20 protein-coding genes and 2 tRNA genes are annotated in these 25,838 nt (G+C 71.2%); 8 read left to right on the forward strand and 14 right to left on the reverse strand.

What is annotated here, in order from left to right; all coding sequences use genetic code 11:
* Positions 1 to 3: 3 nt before the first annotated feature.
* From ACFY7E_RS06960 to ACFY7E_RS06970, 3 genes are all read right to left on the reverse strand, one after another.
* Positions 4 to 1,521 (reverse strand): bifunctional folylpolyglutamate synthase/dihydrofolate synthase, encoded by a 1,518-nt coding sequence (locus ACFY7E_RS06960; RefSeq protein WP_389481598.1) that lies wholly within the window; start codon positions 1,519 to 1,521, stop codon positions 4 to 6.
* Between the two features lie 84 nt (positions 1,522 to 1,605).
* Complete coding sequence (locus tag ACFY7E_RS06965) at positions 1,606 to 2,742, reverse strand: sensor histidine kinase (protein ID WP_389481600.1); 1,137 nt, start codon at positions 2,740 to 2,742, stop codon at positions 1,606 to 1,608.
* A gap of 112 nt (positions 2,743 to 2,854) precedes the next feature.
* Positions 2,855 to 5,476, reverse strand: a complete 2,622-nt coding sequence (locus ACFY7E_RS06970; RefSeq protein ID WP_389481602.1) for a valine--tRNA ligase — start codon at positions 5,474 to 5,476, stop codon at positions 2,855 to 2,857.
* Positions 5,477 to 5,614: 138 nt separating this feature from the next.
* Between ACFY7E_RS06970 and ACFY7E_RS06975 the strand changes: the two genes are divergently transcribed.
* Positions 5,615 to 6,556, forward strand: a complete 942-nt coding sequence (locus ACFY7E_RS06975; RefSeq protein WP_389481604.1) for a hypothetical protein — start codon at positions 5,615 to 5,617, stop codon at positions 6,554 to 6,556.
* Between the two features lie 75 nt (positions 6,557 to 6,631).
* On the opposite strand, the gene clpX is transcribed toward ACFY7E_RS06975, so the two are convergent.
* The 5 genes from clpX to ACFY7E_RS07000 form a co-directional block, all read right to left on the reverse strand.
* Complete coding sequence (gene clpX, locus ACFY7E_RS06980) at positions 6,632 to 7,915, reverse strand: ATP-dependent Clp protease ATP-binding subunit ClpX (RefSeq protein ID WP_030210686.1); 1,284 nt, start codon at positions 7,913 to 7,915, stop codon at positions 6,632 to 6,634.
* Positions 7,916 to 8,072: 157 nt separating this feature from the next.
* Complete coding sequence (locus ACFY7E_RS06985) at positions 8,073 to 8,735, reverse strand: ATP-dependent Clp protease proteolytic subunit (protein ID WP_389482211.1); 663 nt, start codon at positions 8,733 to 8,735, stop codon at positions 8,073 to 8,075.
* 62 nt (positions 8,736 to 8,797) lie between these two features.
* Complete coding sequence (locus ACFY7E_RS06990) at positions 8,798 to 9,415, reverse strand: ATP-dependent Clp protease proteolytic subunit (protein ID WP_383448237.1); 618 nt, start codon at positions 9,413 to 9,415, stop codon at positions 8,798 to 8,800.
* Between the two features lie 278 nt (positions 9,416 to 9,693).
* Positions 9,694 to 11,076, reverse strand: a complete 1,383-nt coding sequence (gene tig, locus ACFY7E_RS06995; protein ID WP_389481606.1) for a trigger factor — start codon at positions 11,074 to 11,076, stop codon at positions 9,694 to 9,696.
* 170 nt (positions 11,077 to 11,246) lie between these two features.
* A tRNA-Pro gene (locus ACFY7E_RS07000) sits at positions 11,247 to 11,323 on the reverse strand.
* 132 nt (positions 11,324 to 11,455) lie between these two features.
* Here ACFY7E_RS07000 and ACFY7E_RS07005 point away from each other — a divergent pair.
* Positions 11,456 to 11,529, forward strand: a tRNA-Gly gene (locus tag ACFY7E_RS07005).
* An 80-nt stretch (positions 11,530 to 11,609) separates the two neighbouring features.
* Here ACFY7E_RS07005 and ACFY7E_RS07010 read toward each other — a convergent pair.
* Both ACFY7E_RS07010 and ACFY7E_RS07015 read right to left on the reverse strand, forming a co-directional pair.
* Positions 11,610 to 11,804 carry a hypothetical protein gene (locus tag ACFY7E_RS07010; protein ID WP_062755669.1) on the reverse strand — a complete coding sequence of 65 codons (195 nt, stop codon included), beginning with the start codon at positions 11,802 to 11,804 and terminating at the stop codon, positions 11,610 to 11,612.
* Between the two features lie 130 nt (positions 11,805 to 11,934).
* Positions 11,935 to 13,080, reverse strand: a complete 1,146-nt coding sequence (locus tag ACFY7E_RS07015) for a PP2C family protein-serine/threonine phosphatase (protein ID WP_389481608.1) — start codon at positions 13,078 to 13,080, stop codon at positions 11,935 to 11,937.
* Between the two features lie 118 nt (positions 13,081 to 13,198).
* Here ACFY7E_RS07015 and ACFY7E_RS07020 point away from each other — a divergent pair, with 118 nt between their 5' ends.
* Positions 13,199 to 14,428 carry a GNAT family N-acetyltransferase gene (locus tag ACFY7E_RS07020; protein WP_389481610.1) on the forward strand — a complete coding sequence of 410 codons (1,230 nt, stop codon included), beginning with the start codon at positions 13,199 to 13,201 and terminating at the stop codon, positions 14,426 to 14,428.
* Positions 14,429 to 14,592: 164 nt separating this feature from the next.
* On the opposite strand, the gene ACFY7E_RS07025 is transcribed toward ACFY7E_RS07020, so the two are convergent.
* Together ACFY7E_RS07025 and ACFY7E_RS07030 are read right to left on the reverse strand one after the other, a co-directional pair.
* Complete coding sequence (locus ACFY7E_RS07025) at positions 14,593 to 15,402, reverse strand: Fpg/Nei family DNA glycosylase (protein WP_389481613.1); 810 nt, start codon at positions 15,400 to 15,402, stop codon at positions 14,593 to 14,595.
* Positions 15,402 to 15,896 carry a ribose-5-phosphate isomerase gene (locus ACFY7E_RS07030; RefSeq protein ID WP_383447666.1) on the reverse strand — a complete coding sequence of 165 codons (495 nt, stop codon included), beginning with the start codon at positions 15,894 to 15,896 and terminating at the stop codon, positions 15,402 to 15,404. The genes ACFY7E_RS07025 and ACFY7E_RS07030 overlap by 1 nt, the downstream gene beginning before the upstream one ends.
* Before the next feature lie 196 nt (positions 15,897 to 16,092).
* Between ACFY7E_RS07030 and ACFY7E_RS07035 the strand changes: the two genes are divergently transcribed.
* Positions 16,093 to 17,529, forward strand: coding sequence for an amino acid permease (locus ACFY7E_RS07035; RefSeq protein WP_389481615.1), 1,437 nt, complete (start codon positions 16,093 to 16,095; stop codon positions 17,527 to 17,529).
* 65 nt (positions 17,530 to 17,594) lie between these two features.
* Here ACFY7E_RS07035 and ACFY7E_RS07040 read toward each other — a convergent pair whose 3' ends face one another.
* Positions 17,595 to 18,185 carry a biotin transporter BioY gene (locus ACFY7E_RS07040; RefSeq protein WP_389481618.1) on the reverse strand — a complete coding sequence of 197 codons (591 nt, stop codon included), beginning with the start codon at positions 18,183 to 18,185 and terminating at the stop codon, positions 17,595 to 17,597.
* 261 nt (positions 18,186 to 18,446) lie between these two features.
* Between ACFY7E_RS07040 and ACFY7E_RS07045 the strand changes: the two genes are divergently transcribed.
* The 3 genes from ACFY7E_RS07045 to ACFY7E_RS07055 all read left to right on the forward strand — a co-directional run bounded on the left by ACFY7E_RS07045 (position 18,447) and on the right by ACFY7E_RS07055 (position 22,216).
* On the forward strand, positions 18,447 to 19,832 hold the full coding sequence (locus tag ACFY7E_RS07045; protein WP_389481620.1) for an amino acid permease: 1,386 nt from the start codon (positions 18,447 to 18,449) through the stop codon (positions 19,830 to 19,832).
* A gap of 157 nt (positions 19,833 to 19,989) precedes the next feature.
* Positions 19,990 to 21,402: an amino acid permease gene (locus tag ACFY7E_RS07050; protein WP_389481622.1), complete on the forward strand. Its 1,413-nt coding sequence runs from the start codon at positions 19,990 to 19,992 to the stop codon at positions 21,400 to 21,402.
* Positions 21,403 to 21,571: 169 nt separating this feature from the next.
* The gene (locus ACFY7E_RS07055; protein WP_389481624.1) at positions 21,572 to 22,216 is read left to right on the forward strand and encodes a superoxide dismutase; all 645 of its coding nucleotides are present in this window, start codon (positions 21,572 to 21,574) and stop codon (positions 22,214 to 22,216) included.
* 122 nt (positions 22,217 to 22,338) lie between these two features.
* Here the strand turns inward: ACFY7E_RS07055 and ACFY7E_RS07060 are convergent, their stop codons facing one another.
* The gene (locus ACFY7E_RS07060) at positions 22,339 to 22,974 is read right to left on the reverse strand and encodes a DsbA family protein (RefSeq protein ID WP_389481626.1); all 636 of its coding nucleotides are present in this window, start codon (positions 22,972 to 22,974) and stop codon (positions 22,339 to 22,341) included.
* A gap of 146 nt (positions 22,975 to 23,120) precedes the next feature.
* On the opposite strand from ACFY7E_RS07060, the gene pepN reads away from it, so the two are divergent.
* On the forward strand, positions 23,121 to 25,670 hold the full coding sequence (pepN, locus tag ACFY7E_RS07065) for an aminopeptidase N (protein WP_389481629.1): 2,550 nt from the start codon (positions 23,121 to 23,123) through the stop codon (positions 25,668 to 25,670).
* Positions 25,671 to 25,838: the final 168 nt, after the last annotated feature.

Below are 25,838 nucleotides of genomic sequence, written 5' to 3' on the forward strand. Positions count from 1 at the left end.
GATTCAGCCCCTCTTGAGCAGCAGCCGGGCGTCGCCGACCGTGAAGATCGAACCGGTCACGAGGACACCCGCGCCGCCGTACTCGGCCTCTTCCTCCGCGAGGGTGATGGCCGCCTCGATGGCGTCGGGCAGCCGGGGCTCGACGACGACCCGGTCCTCGCCGAAGACCTCGACCGCCAGGGCGGCGAGCGCGTCCACGTCGGTGGCCCGCGGGTTGGAGTTCGTGGTGATCACGACCTCCGCGAGGATCGGCTCGAAGGCCTCCAGGACTCCCCTGGCGTCCTTGTCGGCGCTCGTGGAGAGCACGCCGACGAGCCGGGAGAAGCCGAAGGCCTCGCTGACGCCCTCGGCGGTCGCCCGCGCGCCGTGCGGGTTGTGCGCGGCGTCCAGGATCACCGTCGGGGAGGAACGGACGATCTCCAGACGGCCGGGCGAGGCCACCCGTGCGAACGCCCGGCGGACCGTGTCCACGTCGAGGGTGCGGGAGTGCTGCGCGCCGATCCCGAAGAAGGCCTCGACGGCCGCGAGGGCCACGGCGGCGTTGTGCGCCTGGTAGGCGCCGTGCAGCGGCAGGAAGACCTCGTCGTACTCGCCGCCGAGGCCGCGCAGGGTGAGGAGCTGGCCGCCGACCGCGACCTCGCGGGAGGTGACGCCGAACTCCATGCCCTCCCGGGCCACGGTGGCGTCCGCCTCGACGGCCTTCTTCAGGAGGACCTGGGCCGCGTCGACCGGCTGCTGGGCCAGGACGACGGTCGCGCCCGGCTTGATGATCCCGGACTTCTCGGCCGCGATCTCGGCGGGCGTCTCCCCGAGCCGGTCGGTGTGGTCGAGGTCGATGGGGGTGACGACGGCGACGGAGGCGTCGATGACGTTCGTGGCGTCCCAGGTGCCGCCCATGCCGACCTCGATCACGCCCACGTCGACCGGGGCGTCGGCGAAGGCCGCGTACGCCATGCCGGTGAGGACCTCGAAGAAGGAGAGCCGGTACTCCTCGCGGGCGTCGACCAGCTCCACGTACGGCGCGACGTCCCGGTACGTCTCGACGAACCGCTCGGCGGGGATCGGGGCGCCGTCGAGGCTGATCCGCTCGGTGATGGTCTGCACGTGCGGCGAGGTGTACCGCCCGGTGCGCAGCTCGAAGGCGCCGAGCAGGGCCTCGATCATGCGGGCCGTCGACGTCTTGCCGTTGGTGCCGGTGATGTGGATGGTGGGGTACGCGCGCTGCGGCTCGCCGAGGACGTCCATCAGGGCCGCGATCCGGGTGACCGAGGGCTCCAGCTTGGTCTCGCCCCAGCGGGTGGACAGCTCGGTCTCGACCTCGCGCAGCGCCTCGTCGAGCTCCGGGTCCTCGGGGCGGCTCGGCACGGGGTCGCCCTGGGGCGGTCCGGCCTGGGCGCGCAGGGTGCGGCTGCCGGCCTCGATCACCGCCAGGTCGGGATCGCGCGTGGTCTCGTTGTCGACGATCTCGTCGAAGGCGTCGGGCGTGTCGGGCGTGTCGGACGGATCGCGGGGCTCACTCACGGGGCCAGTCTACGGAGCGGCCCGGGCGCGGCGCGGACGGCCCGCTCATCGCCCGGTGACCGGGGCGCCGGACGGTCGGTGCGCTCAGCGGTCGAGGCCCGTCGGAAGCGTCGCCCTCACCACGTACTCCCCGTCCTCCGGTCCCGCCGCCAGCGTGCCGCCCATGCTGGTGACCCGTTCCGCCATGGAGAGCAGGCCGGTGCCGGTCGAGACGGGGGCCCGGTCCGGCGGCGCGGACGGCAGCGGGTTGCGCACCTCGATCCGCAGGTCGGCCCCCGCCACCGCGATCACGGCCGTCACGGGCAGGCCGGGCGCGTGCTTGGCCGCGTTCGTCAGGCACTCCTGGACGACCCGGTGGACGGCCGTCTGCCGGAGCGGCGACAGCGCCTTCGCCTCCTCGGCGACCGTCAGCCGCACGGGGGTGCCCATCCGCCCGCTCTCCCGGGCGAGGGCGGCGAGCCCGTCGAGTCCGGAGGTGGCCGGGTCCCGGCCGGCGCGCCGCACAATCGTCTCGTTGAGCATCCGGTGGGCGCGCCGGGCGGTGTCCGCCAGCTCCTCGAAGTCCCGTCGGTGGGCCCCGTCCCGGGCCCGTACGGCGAGGACCTCGGCCCGGACCGCGAGGACGGTCAGCTCGCGGCCCACCAGGTCGTGGACGTCCCGGCCGACGGAGATCCGCTCCTCCTGGACGGCCTGCCGGGCGGCGGCCTCGCGGCGCTCGGTCTCCAGGGCGCGGACGAGGTCCTGGCGGTACGCGGCGATGCCGACGCCCGCCGCGAGGACCCCGATCGGGACGACGACGCTCAGGAAGTCGCTCAGGGTGTAGCCGTGGAGGGGCCGGCCGGGGGTCTGGAAGAAGGCGTACGCGACGGCGACGTACAGCGCGGTCGCGGTAACGGCGGCCCGCCGGCCCCGGAACCGGCCGAGCGAGTACAGCGCGAACTGGACCATGGTCAGCTCGTGCAGCCAGCCCATCAGGCCGAGCGCCACCAGGTACGGGAACCACGGCAGCCGGCGCCGGAGGACGAGCGTGGCCGCGCCGGCCGCCAGGACCAGGGTGGCGGTGACGCCGGTGAGGGAGTTGTCCTCGCGGGCGAGGCCCGGCACGTCCAGGACCATGAGGCCGAAGGCGCTGAGCGCGGCGACGACGTCGAGCGCGCGGGGCGAGCCCGCCCACCGTTCCGCGCGACGGCGCAGCGCGGGGACGGCGGGAAGACGGAGCATGCCTTCCATCATCCAGGGTCGCGGGCCGCGTGCCGGGCGCCCGGCGCACCCGTACGGGAAGGGCCCGGAACCGATCGCTCGATTCCGGGCCCTCCGTAAGTGACTTACGGAACTAGGCCTGCGGCAGGTTCGCCAGCTGGGCCTGGATGCGGGCGATGTCCTCGTCCGCCTTGGCGAGGCGGGTGCGGATCTTCTCGACCACGTTGTCCGGCGCCTTGGCCAGGAACGCCTCGTTGCCGAGCTTGCCGTTCGCCTGGGCCTTCTCCTTCTCGGCCGCCGCGAGGTCCTTCGTGAGGCGCTTGCGCTCCGCCTCCACGTCGATCGTGCCCGACAGGTCGAGCGCGACGGTGGCCCCGGCGACCGGCAGGGAGGCGGTGGCGGAGAAGCCCTCGCCCTCCGGCTGGAGGCGCAGGATCTGCCGGATGGCGGGCTCGTGCGGGGCGAGCGCGGTGCCGCCGAGCTCCAGGCGGGCGGGGACCTTCTGGGCGTCCTGGAGGCCCTGGTCCTTGCGGAACCGGCGGACCTCGGTGATGACCCGCTGGACCAGCGCGATCTCCTGCTCGGCGGCGGTGTCGCGGAAGCCGCTGTCCTTCGGCCAGTCGGCGATCACGACGGACTCGCCGCCGGTCAGCGTGGTCCACAGCGCCTCGGTGACGAACGGGACCACCGGGTGCAGCAGGCGCAGCATGACGTCGAGGACCTCGCCGAGGACCCGGCCGGAGACCCGGGCGCCCTCGCCGCCGGCGAAGAAGGTCGTCTTCGACAGCTCGACGTACCAGTCGAAGACCTCGTCCCACGCGAAGTGGTACAGGGCGTCCGACAGCTTCGAGAACTGGTAGTCGTCGTAGAACGCGTCGACCTCGGCGACCGTCTTGTTGAGCCGCGACAGGATCCAGCGGTCCGTGGCGGACATCTCCGACGGGTCGGGCAGCTCGCCCTCGACCGTGGCGCCGTTCATCAGCGCGAAGCGCGTGGCGTTCCAGATCTTGTTGGCGAACTTGCTGGAGGCCTGGACCCAGTCCTCGCCGATCGGGACGTCGACGCCCGGGTTCGCGCCGCGGGCCAGGGTGAAGCGGACGGCGTCGGAGCCGTAGGTGTCCATCCAGTCCAGCGGGTTGACCACGTTGCCGAAGGACTTCGACATCTTCTTGCCGTTCTGGTCACGGACCATGCCGTGCAGGGCGATGGTGTGGAACGGCGGGGTGCCGTCCATCGCGTACAGGCCGAACATCATCATCCGGGCGACCCAGAAGAAGAGGATGTCGTAGCCGGTGACCAGGACGGAGTTCGGATAGAACTTCTCGAGGCTCTCGGTCCGTTCCGGCCAGCCGAGCGTGGAGAACGGCCACAGGCCGGAGGAGAACCAGGTGTCCAGGACGTCGGTGTCCTGGTGCCAGCCCTCGCCGGCCGGCGGCTGCTCGTCGGGTCCGACGCAGACGACCTCGCCGTTCGGGCCGTACCAGACGGGGATGCGGTGGCCCCACCACAGCTGGCGCGAGATGCACCAGTCGTGCAGGTTGTCGACCCAGTCGAAGTACCGCTTCTCCATCTCCTGCGGGTGGATCTTGACCTTGCCGTCGCGGACCGCGTCACCGGCGGCCTTCGCCAGCGGGCCGACCTTGACCCACCACTGCATCGACAGACGCGGCTCGATGGTGGTCTTGCAGCGCGAGCAGTGGCCGACGGAGTGGACGTACGGACGCTTCTCGGCGACGATCCGGCCCTCGGCGCGCAGCGCGGCGACGATCGCGGAGCGGGCCTCCAGGCGGTCCAGGCCCTGGAAGGGACCGTGGGCGGTGATGACCGCGCGCTCGTCCATGACGGCGAGGTTCGGCAGGTCGTGCCGCTGGCCGATCTCGAAGTCGTTCGGGTCGTGCGCCGGGGTCACCTTGACGGCGCCGGTGCCGAACTCGGGGTCGACGTGGGTGTCGGCGACGACCGGGATCGTACGGTCGGTCAGCGGCAGCTTGATCCGCCTGCCGATCAGGTGCTTGTACCGCTCGTCGTCGGGGTGGACGGCGACGGCCGTGTCGCCGAGCATCGTCTCGGCCCGGGTGGTGGCGACGACCAGCGAGTCCTCGCCCTCGCCGTACCGGATGGAGACCAGCTCGCCGTCGTCGTCCTGGTACTCGACCTCGATGTCCGAGATGGCCGTCAGACAGCGCGGGCACCAGTTGATGATGCGCTCGGCCCGGTAGATCAGCTCGTCGTCGTAGAGCTTCTTGAAGATGGTCTGGACGGCCTGGGACAGGCCCTCGTCCATGGTGAAGCGCTCGCGGGACCAGGCGACGCCGTCGCCCAGGCGCTTCATCTGGCCGGAGATCTGGCCGCCGGACTCGGCCTTCCACTGCCAGACGCGCTCGACGAACGCCTCCCGGCCCAGGTCGTGGCGGGACTTGCCCTCCTTGGCGAGCTCGCGCTCGACGACGTTCTGGGTGGCGATGCCGGCGTGGTCCATGCCCGGCTGCCACAGCGTCTCGAAGCCCTGCATCCGCTTGCGGCGGGTGAGGGCGTCGATCAGCGTGTGCTCGAAGGCGTGGCCCAGGTGGAGCGATCCGGTGACGTTCGGCGGCGGGATGACGATCGTGTACGGAGGCTTCTCGCTCTTCGCGTCCGCCTCGAAGTAGCCCCGCTCCACCCAGCGCTCGTACAGCGGCCCCTCTACCTCGGCCGGCGCGTACTGGGTCGGCAGTTCGGTGGTGGGCGCTGTCTGCTGCTGAGTGTTCTCGGTCACGGGGCCAGTTTAGGGGTGTTGCGCCCCTGTCCTGAAACGCTTTGGTTCGGTAACGGTGTGGCCCCCGCCGCACCGGGTGTCCGACGGTTCCGCCAGGATGTTCGGCAGGCACAAACATCCTGTGAGGGGAACCTGTCGATGAGCTACAACCAGCCGGGCCCGTACGGCGGTCAGCCGCCCCAGCAGCCCGGGCCCTACGGTCAGCCGGGCCCCTACGGCCAGCCGCAGCAGCCGGGGCCGTACGGCGCCCAGCCCGGCTACGGCTATCCCCAGCAGGCCCCGCAGGGCGTTCCGCCGCAGCAGCCGTACGGCTACCCGCAGCAGCCCGGCCCGTACGGACAACAGCCCGCGTACGGCGCGCCCCAGGGCCCCGGCGGCTTCCCGCCGCCCCCGCCGGCCCCCGGGAAGTCCAAGGCGGGCTGGATCGTCGGCGCGGTGGCCGTGGTCGCGGCGATCGCCGTGGGCGCGTACTTCGTGGTCGGCGGCGGCGGTTCCTCCGTGGCGGACGACGGCCCGCACAAGCTGATCACCCCGGAGACGGTGCTCGGCGAGTACAAGAAGGCGCCCGACAACGGCAAGAAGTCGGACGACAACGACCTCGTCGAGGACTCCGCGGCGCTGGGGGTCAAGAACCCCCAGGAGGTCGACGGCACATGGCAGGTCGAGGACAAGACCAACCCGCTCGCCGGCAAGATGATGGCGTTCGGCGGCACGTACGGCGAGATCGACGATCCCGGGAAGACGGTCGACAACGTCTTCGCCGCCATGAAGGCCAAGTCCGAGGAGAGCAAGGACAAGGACAAGGGCGGGCTCATCGGCAGCCCCAGGACGGTCACGCCCGCGGGCCTCGACGGCGCCGTGATGAAGTGCCAGGAGATGCACTACGCGCCGGGCGCCGAGTCCGGGGGCGTCGGCCCCAAGGAAGTGACCATGCCCGTGTGCGTCTGGGGCGACCACAGCACGGTCGGCTACGTGATGCACTTCAACCTCGCCGAGTTGATGGCGGGCAAGGCCGGCACCGTGGACGGGACCGCCGAGATCGCCGCCAAGCTCCGCAAGGAGATCCGCGTCAAGCTCTGACGCGACGCGCACCCGGCGCGCACACACGGAAGGGGCGCCCCACCGAACCGGTGGGGCGCCCCTTCCGTGTCGTCGTCAGGCCGACTTCTCGTGCCTGCCGTCGTTCTTCACGATCCTCGGGACCAGCGTCGGGTTGACGTTGTCGCGGACCACGTCGGCGGTGATGACGACCCGGGCCACGTCCTTGCGGGACGGGACCTCGTACATCACCGACTGGAGGACCTCCTCCATGATGGCGCGCAGGCCGCGCGCGCCGGTGCCGCGCAGGATCGCCTGGTCGGCGATGGCCTCCAGGGCCGGGCGGTCGAAGTCCAGTTCCACGCCGTCGAGTTCGAAGAGGCGCTGGTACTGCTTCACCAGCGCGTTGCGCGGCTCGACCAGGATCTGGAGGAGCGCCTCGCGGTCCAGGTTGTGGACGGAGGTGAGGACGGGGAGACGGCCGATGAACTCGGGGATCATCCCGAACTTCACCAGGTCCTCCGGCATGACCTCCTGGAACTGGTCGCTCGCCTCGATCTCACGCTTGGAGCGGATGGTCGCCCCGAAGCCGATGCCCTTGGCGCCCGCCCGCGACTCGATGATCTTCTCCAGGCCGGCGAAGGCGCCGCCCACGATGAAGAGCACGTTCGTCGTGTCGATCTGGATGAACTCCTGGTGGGGGTGCTTCCGTCCGCCCTGCGGCGGCACGGAGGCGGTGGTGCCCTCCAGGATCTTCAGGAGGGCCTGCTGCACGCCCTCGCCGGAGACGTCGCGCGTGATCGACGGGTTCTCGCTCTTGCGGGCGACCTTGTCGATCTCGTCGATGTAGATGATCCCGGTCTCGGCCTTCTTGACGTCGTAGTCGGCCGCCTGGATCAGCTTCAGGAGGATGTTCTCGACGTCCTCGCCGACGTAGCCGGCCTCCGTGAGCGCCGTCGCGTCGGCGATGGCGAACGGGACGTTGAGCATGCGGGCCAGGGTCTGCGCGAGCAGCGTCTTCCCGGAGCCCGTGGGGCCGAGCAGCAGAATGTTGGACTTCGCCAGTTCGATGGCGTCGTCACGGCCCTGCGCGCCGCCGTTCTCGCCGGCCTGGACGCGCTTGTAGTGGTTGTACACCGCGACCGAGAGGGCCTTCTTCGCGGGCTCCTGCCCGACGACGTACCCCTCGAGGAACTCGTAGATCTCGCGGGGCTTGGGGAGTTCCTCCCAGCGCACCTCGCTCGTCTCCGCGAGTTCTTCCTCGATGATCTCGTTGCAGAGGTCGATGCACTCGTCGCAGATGTACACACCGGGTCCCGCGATGAGCTTCTTCACCTGCTTCTGGCTCTTTCCGCAGAACGAGCACTTGAGCAGGTCGCCGCCATCACCGATGCGTGCCACGAGGTGCTTCCCCTTCGCCTGGGAGTCGCGTGGTTCAGCGACTCCTGGTGCCTCATATTCGACGGTACCTTGCCGGGCCCCCCGTTCGGGCCCCCCTTGGCACGGTTCACATGGTCGCGATTCGGCCACACGAACCGTGTCAGGGGAAGGTCGGGCGTCAGCGCTCGGCGGCGGCCGCGCTCTTGCGGGTCGAGACGATCTGGTCGACCAGACCGTACGCCAGGGCGTCCTCGGCGGTCAGGATCTTGTCGCGCTCGATGTCGTCGCGGATCTTCTCGATCGGGGTCGAGGAGTGCTTGGCCAGCATCTCCTCCAGCTGGCTGCGCATCCGCAGGATCTCGTTGGCCGCGATCTCCAGGTCGGAGAGCTGCTCGCGGCCGGTGCCGCCGGAGGGCTGGTGGATCAGCACGCGGGCGTTCGGCAGGGCCATCCGCTTGCCGGGGGTGCCGGCGGCGAGCAGCACGGCCGCGGCGGAGGCCGCCTGGCCCATGCAGACCGTCTGGATGTCGGGCTTCACGAACTGCATCGTGTCGTAGATCGCCGTCAGCGCGGTGAAGGAGCCGCCGGGGCTGTTGATGTAGATCGAGATGTCGCGGTCCGGGTCCATCGACTCCAGGCACAGGAGCTGCGCCATGACGTCGTTGGCGGAGGCGTCGTCGATCTGCACGCCGAGGAAGATCACGCGCTCCTCGAAGAGCTTCGCGTACGGGTCGTACTCGCGCACGCCCTGCGAGGTGCGCTCCACGAAGCGCGGCACGATGTAGCGGTTGTCCATCGGCGCGCCGGTGTAGAGGCCGCTCGCGGAGAGGTTGTTCTGCATCTGGGTGTTCACCGTCCTGGTGGCGTTCGGTGGGCTGGGGCTCTTGAGCGGTCCGGCGGGGCTCAGGCGCCCGTGCCGCCACCGCCCGGAACGCCCGAGGCGGCGGAGATGATCTCGTCGATGAGGCCGTACTCCTTGGCCTCCTCCGCGGTGAACCAGCGGTCGCGGTCGCCGTCGCGGATGATCGCCTCGACGGTCTGCCCGGAGTGGTGCGCGGTGATCTCGGCCATGCGCTTCTTGGTGCGCAGGAGGTACTCGGCCTGGATCTTGATGTCCGAGGCGGTGCCGCCGATGCCGGCGGAGCCCTGGTGCATCAGGATGTCGGTGTTCGGCAGCGCGAAGCGCTTGCCGGGGGCGCCGCCGGTCAGCAGGAACTGGCCCATGGAGGCCGCCATGCCCATGCCGATGGTGACGACGTCGTTCGGGATGTACTGCATGGTGTCGTAGACGGCCATGCCGGCCGTCACCGAGCCACCGGGGCTGTTGATGTAGAGGTAGATGTCCTTGTCCGGCTCGGCGGCCAGCAGGAGCATCTGGGCGGTGATCTTGTTGGCGATCTCGTCGTCGACCTGCTGGCCGAGGAAGACGATGCGCTCGCCGAGCAGCCGGTTGTAGACATGGTCGCCGAGGCCGCCACCGATGGACGGCTCACCCGCGGCGTAAGGCTTCAGATTCGTCACGTATCCACCTGCTCGTCTCCGACGGCCCCGGGCCGTCTCCGCGTCTCGTTCGGAAGGCACTGCGTCTTGTCCAGAAGGCACTGCCCTCGTATCCATGGACCCTAACGCGCAGGTGGGACAACGCCATCCCGGTTCCCGAACTGTTCGCTGGGAGCGCAAGGTAGTTGGGCGGGCGCGGCGGGGTCCCGGTACGTCCGCGGGCCCGTGCGCACAGCTGTGCGCACGGGCCCGCGGAGTGGTGCGGAGCGGGGGCCTGGGCCTCCGCGCCGCTCCGGGCCTTACTTGTCCTCGGAGGCCTCGGCGTCGGTGCCCTCGGCCGCCTCGGCGGCGGCCTCGGTGACCTCGTCCTCGTCGTCGGAGAGGTCGACGACCTCGCCGTCGGTGTCGACGACCTTGGCGGCCTCGACGACGACCGCGAGGGCCTTGCCGCGGGCGACCTCGCCGACGAGCATCGGCACCTGGCCGCCCTGGGCCACGGCCTGGGCGAACTGGTCGGGGCTCATGCCGGAGGAGGCGGCACGGCGGAACAGGTGCTCGGTGAGCTCCTCGCGGGAGACGTCGAGCTTCTCCCGGTTGACCAGCTCGTCGAGGATGAACTGGGTCTTGATGCCCTTCTCGGCCTGCTCCTTGGTCTCGGCCAGGAACTCCTCCTCGGTCTTGCCCTGGATCTCCAGGTACTTGTCGAGGTCGAGGCCCATCTGGCCGAGCTGGTGGTGCTCCAGGTTGTGCTTGCGGGTGTTGATCTCGTCCTCGAGGAGCTTCTCGGGCATCGGGACCTCGACCAGCTTGAGGAGCTCGTCGAGGACGCGCTCCTGGGCCTGGGTGGCCTGGTCGAACTGCTTCATGTTCTCGAGGCGCTTGCGGCTGTCGGCCTTGAGCTCGTCGAGGGTGTCGAACTCCGAGGCGAGCTGGGCGAAGTCGTCGTCCAGCTCGGGGAGCTCGCGGGCGGCGACGGCGGTGACCTTGACGGTGACCTCCGCGTCCTTGCCCTCGGCGGAGCCGCCCTTCAGCTGCGAGGTGAAGGTGGCCTCGCCGCCGGCCTCCAGGCCCTTGACGGCCTCGTCGATGCCGTCGAGCAGCTCGCCGGAGCCGATGGTGTACGAGACGTCGCTGGCGACGCCGTCGGGCAGGACCTCGCCGTCGACCTTGGCCTCCAGGTCGATGGTGACGACGTCGCCGTCCTGGGCGGCGCGCTCGACCGGGGAGGTCGAGGCGAAGCGCTCGCGGAGCTGCTCCACGGACTTCTCGACGTCCTCGTCGGTGACCTCGACCGCGTCGACGGTGACCTCGATGCCGGAGTAGTCCGGGATCTCGATCGCCGGGCGGATGTCGACCTCGGCGGTGAAGGCCAGCAGCTCGCCGTCCTTCAGCTCGGTGATGTCGACCTCGGGCTGGCCGAGCGGGTTGACCTCGGCCTCGGTGACGGCCTCGGTGTAGAACTTCGGGAGCGCGTCGTTGACGGCCTCCTCCAGCACGGCGCCGCGGCCGAACCGCTGGTCGATCACGCGAGCCGGGATCTTGCCCTTGCGGAAGCCCTTGACCGTGACCTGCTGGTTGATCTTCTTGTACGCCGCGTCGAGGCTGTCCTTGAGCTCCTCGAAGGGCACCTCGACAGTGAGCCGAACCCGGGTCGGGTTCAGGGTCTCCACGGCGCTCTTCACGGTTCGGTCTCCTTGTGGCTGATTCCTGGAATCCGCCGGTCCGCGCGGGGCGGGTCCGGCCGATCGGCCCGGTCAGAGAGACGCACGGGCACGCAGCCTGCATAGTAACCGCAAGCGGGAGGACGCCCACAACATGATCAAGAACGCCCGGGGCGGGCGCGTGATCGTCATGGTCGGGGTGGCGGGATTTGAACCCACGGCCTTCCGCTCCCAAAGCGGACGCGCTACCAAGCTGCGCCACACCCCGTCGGTGCGACACGTAGGGTACATGCACGAGGACTGTGCGGCGCCCCCGTTTCGCGGGGTGTGCGAGGACGGCCGTGGACCCGGTAACATGCTCTTCGTGCCGCGGTCCTCGTGACCTGCGGCGCGATGCTGTGCGGGTGTAGCTCAATGGTAGAGCACTAGTCTTCCAAACTAGCTACGCGGGTTCGATTCCCGTCACCCGCTCCACATGGCCCGGGGCCCGGACCGCGAGAAGCGGTCCGGGCCCCGTGTCGTTCCCCGGGGGCGTTCACCCCCGAGGGGCTTTCTCAGAACTTGATGGACGCCACGGTCTGCGTTATCGAGTCCAGGAAGCGCTGGATGTCGTCGGCCATGCCGGTGGAGGCGAGGAAGAAGCCGAAGAGGACCGCCACGATGGCCGGACCCGCCTTGAGGTTCCCCCCGCGGATCAGCACCACCATGATGATCGCCAGGAGCAACACCACAGACAGCGAAATGGCCACAACTGATCACACCCTCGGTCGGTCCCGCCTTGCCCACCAGGGAGCTCGTGTCCGGCCGCCCCCCGCTGTCACCATCGTGCCACCAACCCCCATGCCCTCGCTGCCCGGTGACGAACCGTCGTGCGGGAGATCACGTCCGGCGGCTGATCAGGAGCAGGGCCCGGTCGTCGTTGACGTCCTTGGCGACGGCCTCGATGAGGTCCCAGGCGACGCCGTCGAAGCCGTCGGTGACGCAGCGGTCGGCCTCGCCGGTGAGGCGGTCGATGCCCTCGGCGATGTCCCGGTCGGCGGCCTCGACCAGGCCGTCGGTGAAGAGCATCAGGACGTCGCCGGGGCGCAGGGAGCCCTTGACCGGGTGGAACTCGGCGCCGTCGTAGACGCCGAGGAGGGGCCCCTCGGCCTCCTTCTCCTCCCAGCGCCCGCTGCCCGCGTGGAGCTGGAGGGCGGGCAGGTGGCCGGCCGAGTAGAGCTCGTAGTCCCCGGACTCCAGGTCGAGGACGAGGTGGATCGAGGTGGCGAAGCCCTCGTCCCAGTTCTGGCGCAGCAGGTAGCCGTTGGCGGCGGGCAGGAAGCCGTGCGGCGGGAGCGAGCCGAGGAGGCCGCCGAAGGCGCCGGAGAGCAGCAGGGAGCGGGAGGCCGCGTCCATGCCCTTGCCGGAGACGTCGGTGAGGACGACCTCCAGGGTGCGTCCGCCGTGGGTGCGGGCGGCGACGACGAAGTCGCCGGAGAAGGACTGGCCGCCGGCCGGGCGCAGCGCCATCTCGCGGTGCCAGCCCCCCGGGAGGCGGGGCAGGGCGCTCTGGACGCGGATGCGTTCGCGCAGGTCGAAGAGCATGGTGCCGCCGCGCCGCCAGGGCACGCCGACGCGGGCCCGGAACTGGGCGATGAGGAGGCCGAAGAGGCCGCAGGCGGCGACGACGAGGACGGTGCCGGGGGTGACCCGGGCGGGGCCCTGGGTGTACGGGCCGAGGACGACGGACTCGACGATGAGGGCGCCCGCGGCGGCGGCGTACAGACCGAGCAGGCTGGCGGGGCGCAGCAGCAGGCCGCCGGCCACGATGGGCAGGGCGAGCGCGGTGGGCGCGCACCAGACGGGGTCGATCAGGGTGCCGGCGGCGATGGCCGGGACCGTGAGGAGGAGGGCGGCGAGGGCGAGCCAGTCGGCGCCGTCCCCGCGGAAGTGGTCGACGGCGGATCTGCGCAGCGCGACGCGGGCCCGGCGCACGCGCCTGCGTGTCCGGGCCGTGTACGCGCTCGCTCCGTCGCGGTGTCCCATTGGCCTGGACCCTATCCATCCCGCCCGGCGCCGTGCAGGGGTACCCCGGTGACAATGTGCGCGAAAGCGGGTCGCCCCGGGCGCGGGCCGCTGACATCGATGGCATATGACTTGGCATATGACTACTGAGCTGCGGGTTCTCGACCCGCTCGAATGGGATCGCTGGTACGGGGTCCTCGAACTCGCCTTCGGAGGGGTGGCCGAGTCCCCCGAGGAACGACGGCTGTGGCGGAACCTGACCGAGTTCGACCGTTCCCTGGGCGCCTGGGACGGTGATCTGTGCGTGGGGACGGCGGGGGCGTTCTCCTTCCGGATGACGGTTCCGGGCGGGGCGTCGGTACCGGCGGCCGGGGTGACGATGGTGAGCGTGGCGGGGACGCACCGGCGGCGCGGGATCCTGACCTCGATGATGCGGCGGCAGCTGGACGACCTGCGGGCGGCGGGCGAGTTCCTCGCGGTGCTCACGGCGTCGGAGCCGGAGATCTACGGGCGGTTCGGCTACGGGATCGCGGCGTACGCGCTGCGGGCGACGGTCGACACGACCCGGGTGCGGCTCGCCGTGCCGGAGGGCGTGGACGGGGTGGTGCTGCGGCAGGCGGACCTCGTGGAGTCCTCGGCGGCGTGCGAGGCGGTCTACGCGCGTCTGGTGTCCTCGCGGCCGGGGATGCTCGCCCGGCGGCCGGGCTGGGAGCGGCTGCCGCTGATCGACCCCCCGGCCGAGCGGGGCGGGGCGTCGCCCCGGCTGTGCGTGCTCGCGGAGCGGGACGGGGAGGTCGTGGGGTTCACCCACTACGCGATCAGACCGGAGTGGTCGGCCACGGGGTCCGACGGGGCGGTGGACGTGCACGGGCTGATGGCGCTCGACCCGGTGGCCGGGGCGGCGCTGTGGCGGTTCCTGTGGTCGGTGGACCTGACGTCGTCGGTGCGGATAGGCGACCGGCCGGTGGACGACGGCTGGCAGCACCTGGTGAGCGACGTGCGGCGGTGCGCGCCGACCCTGCGGGACGCGCTGCACGCGCGCCTGGTGGAGGTGGGTCCGGCCCTGGAGGCGCGGACGTACCGGACGCCGGTGGACGTGGTGCTGGAGGTCGAGGACGCGTTCTGCCCGTGGAACGAGGGGCGTTGGCGGCTGACCGGGGACGCGGAGGGCGCGACGTGCGTCCGGACCTCGGACCCGGCGGACCTGTCGCTCTCGGTGCGGGAGCTGGGGGCGGCGTACCTGGGCGGGATCCCGCTGACGTCCCTGGCGGCGGCCGGGCGGGTGCGGGAGCTGCGGGAGGGCGCGCTGGTGGAGGCGTCGCTGGCGTTCGGGTCACCGGTCGCGCCGTGGCTGCCGCACCGGTTCTAGGGGGTGTCCGACGAATGAGCGCGGGAGAAGGAGCGGCGTCCGGTGCGTGCGATCGCAAGGCGCCGGAGCGCCCTCGTGGCGGAGCCGCGTGGGCGATTCGGCAACGCGGCGAGCGTGCGTGCCGGACGCCGCGGGCATGTGCCGGACACCCCCTGGGGAGGCCTTCAGCGGGTCTGGCAGGCCGGGCACCAGAAGAGGTTGCGGGCCGCCAGGTCCGCCGTGCGGACGCCGGTGCCGCAGATGTGGCAGGGCAGCCGGGCGCGCCGGTAGACGTACACCTCGCCGCCGTGGTCGTCGACGCGCGGCGGGCGGCCCATGGCCTCGGGGGTGTGCTCGGGCCGTACGGTGTCGATGCGGTTGAGCCGTACGCCCTCGCGCATGAGCAGCACCAGGTCGGCCCAGATCGCGTCCCACTCCGCCTTGGTGAGGTCCTTGCCGGCGCGGTACGGGTCGATGCCGTGCCGGAAGAGGACCTCGGCGCGGTAGACGTTGCCGACGCCTGCGACGACCTTCTGGTCCATGAGGAGGGCGGCGACGGTGGTGCGGGACTTCGAGATGCGGCGCCAGGCGCGGTCCGGGTCGTCGCCGTCGCGGAGCGGGTCGGGGCCGAGCCGGTCGTGCACCGCCCGCTTCTCGGGGTCGGTGATCAGGGCGCAGGTGGTGGGGCCGCGCAGGTCGACGTACGCGTCGGGGTTCGCGAGCCGCAGCCGGACCGTGTCGGTGGGCGGCGGGGCGGGGGCGTCGCCGAAGGTCACCTTGCCGAAGAGGCCGAGGTGGATGTGGACCCAGCCCCGGCCGGCGAAGCCCAGGAAGAGGTGCTTGCCGTGGGCCTCGGTGGTCTCCAGGACGGCGCCGTCGAGCAGGGCGGCCGAGTCGGCGAACTTGCCCTGCGGACTGGAGACCCGCACGGGCCGGCCGCCGAACCGCTCGCGGTGGTCGGCGGCCAGCCGGTGGATGGTGTGCCCCTCGGGCATCAGGCGGTCGGCTCCTGCGGGTGGTGGGCCGGGATCGGGGGGAGCTCGCCGGTGTTCTCGTAGGCGGTGAGCATGTCGATCCGGCGGGTGTGGCGCTCGTCACCGGAGTACGGGGTGCTGAGGAAGATCTCGACGAACTTGGTCGCCTCTTCCTCGGTGTGCATCCGGCCGCCGACGGAGATCACGTTGGCGTTGTTGTGCTCGCGGCCGAGGGCGGCGGTCTGCTCGCTCCAGGCGAGGGCGGCGCGCACCCCCTTCACCTTGTTCGCGGCGATCTGCTCGCCGTTGCCGGAGCCGCCGATGACGATGCCGAGGCTCTCCGGGTCCGCGGCCGTCCGCTCGGCGGCGCGCAGGCAGAACGGCGGGTAGTCGTCGAGGGCGTCGTAGACGTGGGGACCGCAGTCGACGGGCTCGTGGCCGTGGGCCTTCAGCCACTCGACGAGGTGGTTCTTGAGTTCGTAGCCGGCGTGGTCGGAACCGATGTAGACGCGCATGGTGCCGAGTGTGGCACGTCCGGGCCGGGGTAGTGGGCAGCGGGGTCGGGACCTTCGTCCGTCCCGGTACGGACCTTCGGCCCTCGCGCGTCCGTCCGTACAACGATCCGGAATAGGGGCTTCCGATCAGCCCCTCCCCCGGGGTTGAATGCCCGGGCTCGCGACCCGAGCGACCCCCACACACGAGGAAGCGTCCATGAACACGCAACCGATCCTGACGAAGGACGACGGCACGGCCGGCACCACCGGCACGCCCGAGACCTCCGACGGCCTCAAGGCCGGTCTCAAGAACCGCCACCTCTCGATGATCGCCATCGGCGGCGTCATCGGCGCCGGCCTCTTCGTCGGCTCCGGCTCCGGCATCGCCGCGGCCGGCCCCGCGATCCTCCTCTCCTACGCCCTCGTCGGCGCCATGGTCGTCTTCGTCATGCGGATGCTGGGCGAGATGGCCGCCGCGCGGCCCTCCTCCGGCTCCTTCTCCGCCTACGCGGACCAGGCCCTCGGCCGCTGGGCAGGCTTCAGCATCGGGTGGCTGTACTGGTTCTTCTGGGTCGTCGTGCTCGCCGTCGAGGCGACCGCGGGCGCGGTGATCCTGGAGGGCTGGGTCCCGGCCGTGCCGCAGTGGGCCTGGGCGCTGATCGTGATGGTGGTGCTCACCGCCACCAACCTCGCCTCGGTCTCCTCCTACGGCGAGTTCGAGTTCTGGTTCGCCGGCATCAAGGTCGTCGCCATCGGCGCCTTCGTCGTCGTCGGCCTGCTCGCGGTCTTCGGCGTGCTGCCCGGCTCGGACAACCCGGGCGCCGGGTTCGCGCACCTCACCGACGCCGGGGGCTTCCTCCCGATGGGCGCGGGCGCGATCCTCACCGGTGTGCTGATGGTCGTCTTCTCCTTCATGGGCAGCGAGATCGTCACCCTGGCCGCCGGCGAGTCGGAGGACCCGCAGCGCGCGGTCACCAAGGCCACCAACAGCGTGATCTGGCGGATCGGCGTCTTCTACCTGGGCTCGATCTTCGTGGTCCTGACCCTGCTGCCGTGGAACGACAAGTCGATCGTCGAGAAGGGCTCGTACGTCGCCGCCCTCGACTCCATCGGCATCCCGCACGCCGGCCAGGTCATGAACGTGATCGTCCTGACGGCCGTCCTGTCCTGCCTGAACTCGGGCCTCTACACCGCCTCCCGGATGGCCTTCTCGCTCGGGCAGCGCGGTGACGCCCCGAAGGCCTTCGCCCGCACCAACGCGCGGGGCGTGCCGCGGGCGGCGATCCTCGGCTCGGTCGTCTTCGGCTTCGTCGCGGTCTTCTTCAACTACGAGTGGCCGGACACCGTCTTCGCCTTCCTGCTGAACTCCTCCGGCGCGGTGGCGCTCTTCGTCTGGCTGGTCATCTGCGTGACCCAGCTGCGGATGCGCGGCATCATCCTGCGCGAGTCGCCGGAGAAGCTGGTCGTGCGGATGTGGCTCTTCCCGTACCTGACCTGGGCGACGATCGGCATGATCGTCTTCGTCCTCGGCTACATGCTCTACGACGGCGGCAGCGCCCGGGAGCAGGTCGTGCTCTCGCTGCTCGTGGCCGCGCTCGTGGTCGCGGTCGCGGTGGTCCGCGAGCGGATCGGGAAGTCCTCCGCGAAGCTCTGACGGCGGGTACGCGAGAGGGCCCCGGCGCGGAGTGCGCCGGGGCCCTCTCGCGTGCCGTACGGGGCTCAGCCCCTGCGGCCGGCGAGCTTCCAGGCGGCCGGGAGGGCGCCCATGGCGAGGGCGGCCTTGAGGGCGTCGCCGATCAGGAACGGGACGAGGCCGGCGGCGACGGCCTGGCCGAGGGTCATGCCGGTGGCGAGGGCCAGGTAGGGCACGCCGACCGCGTAGACGATCACGGAGCCGAGGGCCATCGCGCCGGCCGTGCGGAGCACCGAGCGGTCGGCGCCGCGGCGGGCGAGGGCGCCGACGACGGTGGCGGCCAGGAGCATGCCGAGGATGTAGCCGAAGGACGGCATCCCGTAGCCGGAGGTGGCCTGCGCGAACCAGGGCACGCCCGCCGCGCCGGCCACCGCGTACAGCGCGAGGGCGAGGAAGCCGCGGCGGGCGCCCAGGGCGGTGCCGACGAGCAGGGCGGCGAAGGTCTGGCCGGAGACCGGGACCGGGGAGCCGGGGACCGGGACCGAGATCTGCGCGGCGAGGCCGGTGAGGGCGGCTCCGCCGGCGACGAGGGCGAGGTCGCGGGCGCGACTCGCCGGGATCAGGTCGGCGAGGACGAGACCCGGCCGGAGGGAGCGGGCGGGGGCGGCGATGCTCATCGGTACTCCGCGGGGGTGAGGGTGGACGGACAGGTTGACGCTATGCCAGGAGTGAACGTTCGATCACCGTCAGCGGCCGACAAAGCGGAAGCCGACCGCTTCATGCGGTTCCGACAAAGAACGGTTCTCGCGCCGCGCGCCACGTGACCCTTGTCACTGGCAACTCACTGGGAGACGTCCCTTTTGCGTCAAGGGGAGGTCAACGGAGAGACTGTGGAGTCTCCATAAAGCGCCATCTCCCGAGAGCACGAGCCCCTCACCATGCCCGACGCCCCGCCGCCATCCCCGCTCGCCGAACCGGAGCCCCTGTCCCACGGTCTGAAGCAGCGTCACCTGACGATGCTGGGGCTCGGCGGGGTGATCGGCGCGGGGCTCTTCGTGGGCTCGGGAGCCGGCATCGCCGTCGCCGGGCCGGCCATCGTGCTCTCGTACCTGATCGCGGGCGCGCTCGCGATGCTGGTGATGCGGATGCTGGGCGAGATGTCGGCGGCCATGCCGGCGTCGGGCGCCTTCTCGGTGCACGCGGAGCGGGCGCTCGGCCGGTGGGCGGGCTTCTCGGTGGGCTGGCTGTACTGGTTCCTGCTCGTCGTGGTCCTCGCCGTGGAGGCGACGGGCGCGGCCCGGATCGCGCACGGCTGGCTGCCGGGGGTCCCGCAGTGGGGCTGGGTGCTCGTCTTCATGGCCGTCTTCACCGCCGCCAACCTCGCGGCGGTGAGGAACTTCGGCGAGTTCGAGTTCTGGTTCGCCGCGCTCAAGGTCGGCGCGATCGTCCTCTTCCTGGTCCTGGGCGTCCTCGCGATCGCGGGGTGGCTCCCGGACACCGACCCGGTGGGGCTCGCCAACCTGACCGGGCAGGGCGGCTTCCTGCCGAACGGCTGGTCCGGAGTGGTGTCGGGGGTGCTCGCCGTCGTCTTCGCCTTCGGCGGCCTGGAGGTCGTCACGATCGCGGCGGCCGAGTCGGACGACCCGGCGCGGAACGTGGCGCGGGCGGTGCGCAGCGCCGTATGGCGGATCCTGCTCTTCTACGTGGGCTCGATGCTGGTGATCGTGACCCTGCTGCCGTGGACGTCGATGGAGCCGGGCGAGTCGCCGTACGTGGCGGTCCTGGACGCGATCGGGGTGCCGGCGGCGGGCCAGATCATGAACGTGGTGGTCTTCGTGGCGCTGCTGTCGGCGCTCAACGCGAACCTGTACGGCTCCTCCCGGATGGTCTTCTCGCTCGCCGAGCGCGGGGAGGCGCCGAAGGGGCTCCTGAAGGTCTCGGGCGGAGGGGTGCCGCGCCGGGCGGTGCTCGCCTCGGTGGCCTTCGGCTTCGTCTCCGTGCTGCTCAATCTGAAGTGGCCGGATTCCGTCTTCCTCTACCTGCTCAACGCGGTCGGCGCGGTGCTGCTCTTCGTGTGGGGCCTGATCGCGGTCTCGGAGCTGCGGCTGCGGCGCCGGATCGAGCGGGAGGCGCCGGAGACGCTGACGCTGCGCATGTGGGGCTTTCCCTGGCTGACGTGGGTGGCGCTCGCGGCGATGGGCGCGGTGCTCGTGCTGATGCTGTGCGACGCGGGGGCGCGGCCGCAGGTGCTGTGGTCGGCGGCGGCGACCGGGGCGGTACTCATGGTGGCGTGGGCGCGTGAACTGCGGGCGCGGCGGGGCTGAGCGCGCGGGTTCCGTGCGGCGCCCCGCACGAAACGGAACCAGACCTTCACCTTGTGTGAAGACCGTGCCCGTATAGCGGACATCTGTTCCCCCTGAGCGGTGCGCCCGCCCAGACTGAGGCCCGTTCCCCCGTCTCAGCCAGTGAACAGGGCGGCCCATGTCCCGGACCACCGCGCCCGCGCCCGTCGACCGCGAGGACGACGGCGCGGCCCCCGCCGAGGGGCTCTCCCACGGCCTCAAGCAGCGCCACCTCTCGATGATCGCCCTCGGCGGCGTCATCGGCGCCGGCCTCTTCGTCGGCTCCGGCGCCGGCATCGCCGCCGCCGGTCCCTCCATCGTCATCGCCTACGCCCTCTCCGGCGTCCTCGTGATGCTGGTGATGCGGATGCTCGGCGAGATGTCGGCCGCGAACCCGGCCTCGGGTTCCTTCTCCGTCCACGCCGAACGCGCCTTCGGCTCCTGGGCGGGCTTCACCTCGGGCTGGGCCTTCTGGTTCCTGCTCTGCGTCGCCGTCGGCCTGGAGGGCATCGGCGCGGCGAAGATCATGACCGGCTGGTTCCCCGGCAGCCCCGAGTGGGCCTGGGTCGCGCTCTTCATGCTGGTCTTCTGCGTCACCAACCTGGCGGCCGTGAAGAACTTCGGCGAGTTCGAGTTCTGGTTCGCCGCCCTCAAGGTCGGCGCGATCGTCCTCTTCCTGGGCATCGGCGTCCTGGCGATCACCGGCCTGCTGCCCGGCGCGGACGCTCCCGGCGCCGCCAACCTCACCGGCGACGGCGGCTTCTTCCCGCACGGCTCCGAGGGCCTGATCGTGGGCCTGCTCGCCTCGGTCTTCGCGTACGGCGGTCTGGAGACGGTCACCATCGCGGCGGCCGAGTCGGAGCACCCGGTGCAGGGCGTCGCCAAGGCGGTCCGTACGGCGATGTGGCGGATCGCGCTCTTCTACATCGGCTCCATGGCGGTCATCGTCACCCTGGTGCCGTGGGACGACCCGGCGGTCGTCGAGAAGGGCCCGTACGTCGCCACCCTCGACCACCTGGGCATCCCGGCCGCCGGCCAGATCATGAACGTGGTCGTGCTCGTCGCCCTGCTCTCCGCGATGAACGCCAACGTCTACGGCGCCTCCCGCATGGCCGGCTCGCTCGTCGCGCGCGGCCAGGGTCCGAAGGCGCTCGGCCGCACCTCCGGCGGCGTCCCCCGCCCGGCCGTGCTCGCCTCCTCCGTCTTCGGCTTCGGCTGCGTGCTGCTGAGCTACTGGCGGCCCGACGACGTCTTCGTCTGGCTGCTCAACACCATCGGCGCGGTCATCCTGGTCGTCTGGTTCTTCATCGCCGCCTCCCAGCTGGTGCTGCGCCGCCGCACCGAGCGCGAGGCGCCCGGGAAGCTGGTCGTGCGGATGTGGGCCTTCCCGTACCTGACGTGGGTGGCGCTGGCCGGCATGGCGGTGGTCTTCGTCCTGATGGCCCGTGAGGAGGGCACCCGCGTGCAGCTGTACTCGACGGGCGGCCTGACCCTGCTGCTCGCCGTCGTCGGCCTCGTACGCCAGAGGGCGGCACGGAACCGCGCTTCCTGAGCGCGCCCCGCACCGACGGGAAACCCCCGGACCGCACCCGGTCCGGGGGTTTCTCCATGCCCGGACACGGGACCTAGGACGAAGGACTGATCAACTCCGGCCGCACCTGCTGTTAGCCTGCACCTGCACACAGGTTGCAATAAGCAGGAGCAGTCGAAGGGCCGGGCACATGCCGATCTACACACTTCCCGAGCTGCCGTACGACTACGCGGCGCTGGAGCCGGTGATCAATCCGCAGATCATCGAGCTGCACCACGACAAGCACCACGCGGCCTACGTCAAGGGCGCGAACGACACCCTGGAGCAGCTGGAGGAGGCCCGCGACAAGGACCAGTGGGGCGCGGTCAACGGACTGGAGAAGAACCTCGCGTTCCACCTCTCCGGCCACATCCTCCACTCCATCTACTGGAACAACATGAACAGCCCGAAGGACGGGGGCGGCGGCGAGCCGCTGGCCGCCGACGGCGTCGGTGACCTCGCGGACGCGATCACCGAGTCCTTCGGCTCCTTCGCGAAGTTCAGGGCCCAGCTCACCAAGGCCTCCGCGACCACCCAGGGCTCCGGCTGGGGCGTCCTCGCGTACGAGCCGGTCAGCGGCCGCCTGATCGTCGAGCAGGTCTACGACCACCAGGGCAACGTCGGCCAGGGCTCGGTCCCGATCCTGGTCTTCGACGCCTGGGAGCACGCCTTCTACCTCCAGTACAAGAACCAGAAGGTCGACTTCATCGAGGCCATGTGGCAGGTCGTCGACTGGCAGGACGTGAACAAGCGCTACCACGCCGCCAAGGCGTCGGTGCCGCTGATCTCGTTCTGACCGGCGCCCCCCGTCGTCCCACTCGTGATCGTCTTCTCAACCTTCACGTGCGGGCGGAATGAGGAAGAACCCCCGCGATGACGTGAATCGCGGGGGTTCTTCCGTCCGTACGGGGCCGGTGGCTACTCGAAGTTCGGCGCCGCCGTCCGGGTGCGCTTGATCTCGTAGAAGCCCGGCGTCGACGCCACGAGCAGCGTGCCGTCCCACAGCCGGGCCGCGGCCTCGCCGCGCGGGGCCGGGGTGACCACGGGGCCGAAGAAGGCGACCTCCTCGCCGTCCGGGCCGGGCACCGCGATCACCGGGGTGCCGACGTCCTGGCCGACCTTCTCGATGCCCTCCTTGTGGGAGGCGCGCAGCTCGGCGTCGTACGTGTCCTTGTCGGCGTACTCCACCAGGTCCTCCGGCAGGCCGACGTCCCTGAGGGCGGCGGCGACCGCCTCGCGGGTCGGGCCCTCGCCGTTGTCGTGGAAGCGGGTGCCGAGCGCGGTGTAGAGCTTTCCGACGACCTCGTCGCCGTGGAGCTGCCGGGCGGCGACGACGACGCGTACCGGGCCCCAGGCCTTGGTCTCCAGCATCTCCCGGTACTCCTCCGGAAGCTCGTCGAGCCGGTCCTCGTTGAGCACCGCCAGGCTCATCACCTTCCAGCGCACGTCGACCGGGCGCACCTTCTCCACCTCCAGCATCCAGCGGGAGGTCATCCAGGCCCAGGGGCACAGCGGGTCGAAGTAGAAGTCTGCGGTGGTCCTGCTCTCGGACATGTCACTCCTCGGTACGGCCGCGGAACGGAAGGCGGTGCGCCGAAAGGGGAGAACGTCACGGACCCGGAAGGGCATTCCCGTGCACCGGGCGACAGGGGCACATGGGAGGATCGGTGCTGTTTCGAACGCGCCACGAAGGAGTGACCGTGCCCGGTGAGAATCTGTCCCGCGACGAGGCCCACGAGCGGGCGGCGCTGCTGTCCGTCGACGGGTACGAGGTCGACCTCGACCTGCGCTCGGCGGTCGGCGAGTCCGACGAGGCGGTGCGCACCTTCCGCTCGGTGACGACGATCCGCTTCCGCCGCACGGGGTCGGGCACGAGCACCTTCGCGGACCTGGTCGCCCCCTCCGTGACCGCGGTGACGCTCAACGGGCGCTCCCTGGACCCGGCGGAGGTCTTCGACGGTTCGCGGATCGCGCTCGACGGCCTGGAGGACGAGAACACGCTCGTCGTGGACGCGCGGTGCGCCTACAGCCGGACCGGCGAGGGCATGCACCGCTTCGTCGACCCGGAGGACGGCGAGGTCTACCTCTACACGCAGTACGAGCCGGCCGACGCCCGCCGGGTGTACGCCAACTTCGAGCAGCCCGACCTCAAGGCGCCGTACCGCTTCTCGGTGACCGCGCCGGAGGAGTGGACGGTCTGGTCGAACGGCGCCGGGGAGCGGGACGCCGACGGCGTGTGGCGGTTCGCCGAGACGGCGCCGATCTCCACGTACATCACCTGCGTGGTCGCCGGTCCGTACCACTACGTGACCGACACCTACCGGCGCGGGGACCTGGAGATCCCGCTCGGGGCGATGTGCCGCAAGGGCCTCGCGAAGCACTTCGACGCGGACGACGTCTTCCTGGTCACCAAGCAGGGCTTCGACTTCTTCCACGACAACTTCGACTTCCCGTACCCCTTCGGGAAGTACGACCAGGCCTTCGTCCCCGAGTACAACCTCGGCGCGATGGAGAACCCGGGCATGGTGACCTTCCGCGAGGAGTACGTCTTCCGGGGCAAGGTCACGCAGGCCTCGTACGAGGCGCGGGCCAACGTCATCCTGCACGAGATGGCGCACATGTGGTTCGGCGACCTGGTCACCATGGTGTGGTGGGACGACCTGTGGCTGAAGGAGTCCTTCGCGGACTTCATGGGCTCCTTCGTGAACGCCGAGGCGACCCGCTTCACGAACAGCTGGGTGACCTTCGCCAACAACCGCAAGTCCTGGGCGTACCGCGCCGACCAGCTGCCGTCCACCCACCCGATCACGGCCGACATCCGTGACCTGGAGGACGCCAAGCTGAACTTCGACGGCATCACGTACGCCAAGGGCGCCTCCGTCCTGAAGCAGCTCGTGGCGTACGCGGGGCGGGAGGCGTTCCTGGAGGGCGCGCGCCGCTACTTCAAGCGCCACGCGTACGGGAACACGCGCCTGGGCGACCTGCTCGCGATCCTGGAGGAGACCTCCGGGCGCGACATGAAGACGTGGGCGAAGTCCTGGCTCCAGACCTCCGGCGTGAACGTCCTGGCGCCGGACGTCACCTACGACGCCGAGGGCCGGATCACCGAGCTCGCCGTCCTCCAGGAGGGCGACGAACTCCGTCCGCACCGGACGGCCGTGGGCCTGTACCGGCTGGGGGCGGACGGCGCCCTCACCCGGTACGCGCGGGCCGAGGCGGACGTCACCGGCGCCCGTACGGTCGTGGCCGGGCTCGCGGGCGAGGAGCGGCCGGACCTGGTGCTCGTCAACGACGACGACCTCACCTACTGCAAGATGCGCTTCGACGAGGGCTCGCTCGCCACCCTGCGGGAGCACCTCGGGGACGTCACCGATCCGCTGGCCCGCGCGCTGTGCTGGTCGGCGCTGTGGAACCTGACCCGCGACGGGCTGACGCCGGCCCGGGACTTCGTCTCCGTGGTGCTGGCCTTCGCGGGCCGCGAGACCGAGATCGGCGTCCTCCAGATGGTGCACGCCTGGACGAAGTCGGCCGTCACCCTGTACGCGGCCCCCGAGTGGCGCGAGGAGGGCGGGCGGCTGCTCGCCGAGGGCGGGCTGCGCGAGCTGCGGGCGGCGGAGCCGGGCAGCGAACACCAGCTGACCTGGGCGCGGTTCTTCGCGGCGACGGCCTCCTCGGAGGACGACCTCCGGCTCCTGGAGGGGCTGCTGGACGGTACGGCGCGGATCGACGGCCTGGACGTCGACCAGGAGCTGCGCTGGGCGCTGCTCTCGCCGCTCGCCGCGCACGGGCGCGCGGACGAGGCCCGGATCGGCGAGGAACTGGCCCGGGACGACACGGCGACGGGCAAGCGCCACCAGGTGCGGCTGCTCGCCTCGCGCCCCTCGGCGGCGGTCAAGGCACAGGCCTGGGCGCAGGTCGTCGAGTCGGACACCCTGTCGAACGCGCTGGTCGAGGCGACGATCTCGGGCTTCGCGCAGGCCTCGCAGCGCGAGCTGATCGCCCCGTACGCGGAGAAGTACTTCGCGGCGATCGAGCGCCTGTGGGCCGAGCGGTCGATCCAGATCGGCATGGACGTGGTCCGGGGCCTGTTCCCGGGGCTCCAGGACGACCCGGCGACGCTGGCCGCCACGGACGCCTGGCTCTCCTCCCACGAGTCGGCCGCGCCGGCCCTGCGCCGCCTGGTCCTGGAGGCCCGCGACGACCTGGCGCGGGCCCTGCGCGCGCAGGAGTGCGACCGCGCGGCGGAGTGACGACCGGTCGGACGCGACGGGGGTCGCGGGCTCCGGCCCGCGGCCCCCGTCGTCGCGTCCGCGGAACGGGGCCGCGCCCCATCGGCATTCGAACGCGCGTACTTTAGGGCGGCCTTGTCCCCAATTGTCGACGAACGTGTAACAGGGGTTAGGGGAGCCTTCGGCGGC

Source organism: Streptomyces sp. NPDC012825, from assembly GCF_042900925.1.
Classification (GTDB): Bacteria; Actinomycetota; Actinomycetes; order Streptomycetales; family Streptomycetaceae; genus Streptomyces.

Bases quoted from the DNA above. Each gene is read 5' to 3' on its own strand.
- ACFY7E_RS06965 (WP_389481600.1), bottom strand. From the start codon at position 2,742: ATGCTCCGTCTTCCCGCCGTCCCCGCGCTGCGCCGTCGCGCGGAACGG.
- ACFY7E_RS06975 (WP_389481604.1), top strand. From the start codon at position 5,615: ATGAGCTACAACCAGCCGGGCCCGTACGGCGGTCAGCCGCCCCAGCAG.
- ACFY7E_RS06985 (WP_389482211.1), bottom strand. From the start codon at position 8,735: ATGCAGAACAACCTCTCCGCGAGCGGCCTCTACACCGGCGCGCCGATG.
- ACFY7E_RS07015 (WP_389481608.1), bottom strand. From the start codon at position 13,080: ATGGGACACCGCGACGGAGCGAGCGCGTACACGGCCCGGACACGCAGG.
- ACFY7E_RS07020 (WP_389481610.1), top strand. From the start codon at position 13,199: ATGACTACTGAGCTGCGGGTTCTCGACCCGCTCGAATGGGATCGCTGG.
- ACFY7E_RS07025 (WP_389481613.1), bottom strand. From the start codon at position 15,402: ATGCCCGAGGGGCACACCATCCACCGGCTGGCCGCCGACCACCGCGAG.
- ACFY7E_RS07030 (WP_383447666.1), bottom strand. From the start codon at position 15,896: ATGCGCGTCTACATCGGTTCCGACCACGCCGGCTACGAACTCAAGAAC.
- ACFY7E_RS07035 (WP_389481615.1), top strand. From the start codon at position 16,093: ATGAACACGCAACCGATCCTGACGAAGGACGACGGCACGGCCGGCACC.
- ACFY7E_RS07040 (WP_389481618.1), bottom strand. From the start codon at position 18,185: ATGAGCATCGCCGCCCCCGCCCGCTCCCTCCGGCCGGGTCTCGTCCTC.
- ACFY7E_RS07045 (WP_389481620.1), top strand. From the start codon at position 18,447: ATGCCCGACGCCCCGCCGCCATCCCCGCTCGCCGAACCGGAGCCCCTG.
- ACFY7E_RS07050 (WP_389481622.1), top strand. From the start codon at position 19,990: ATGTCCCGGACCACCGCGCCCGCGCCCGTCGACCGCGAGGACGACGGC.
- ACFY7E_RS07055 (WP_389481624.1), top strand. From the start codon at position 21,572: ATGCCGATCTACACACTTCCCGAGCTGCCGTACGACTACGCGGCGCTG.
- ACFY7E_RS07060 (WP_389481626.1), bottom strand. From the start codon at position 22,974: ATGTCCGAGAGCAGGACCACCGCAGACTTCTACTTCGACCCGCTGTGC.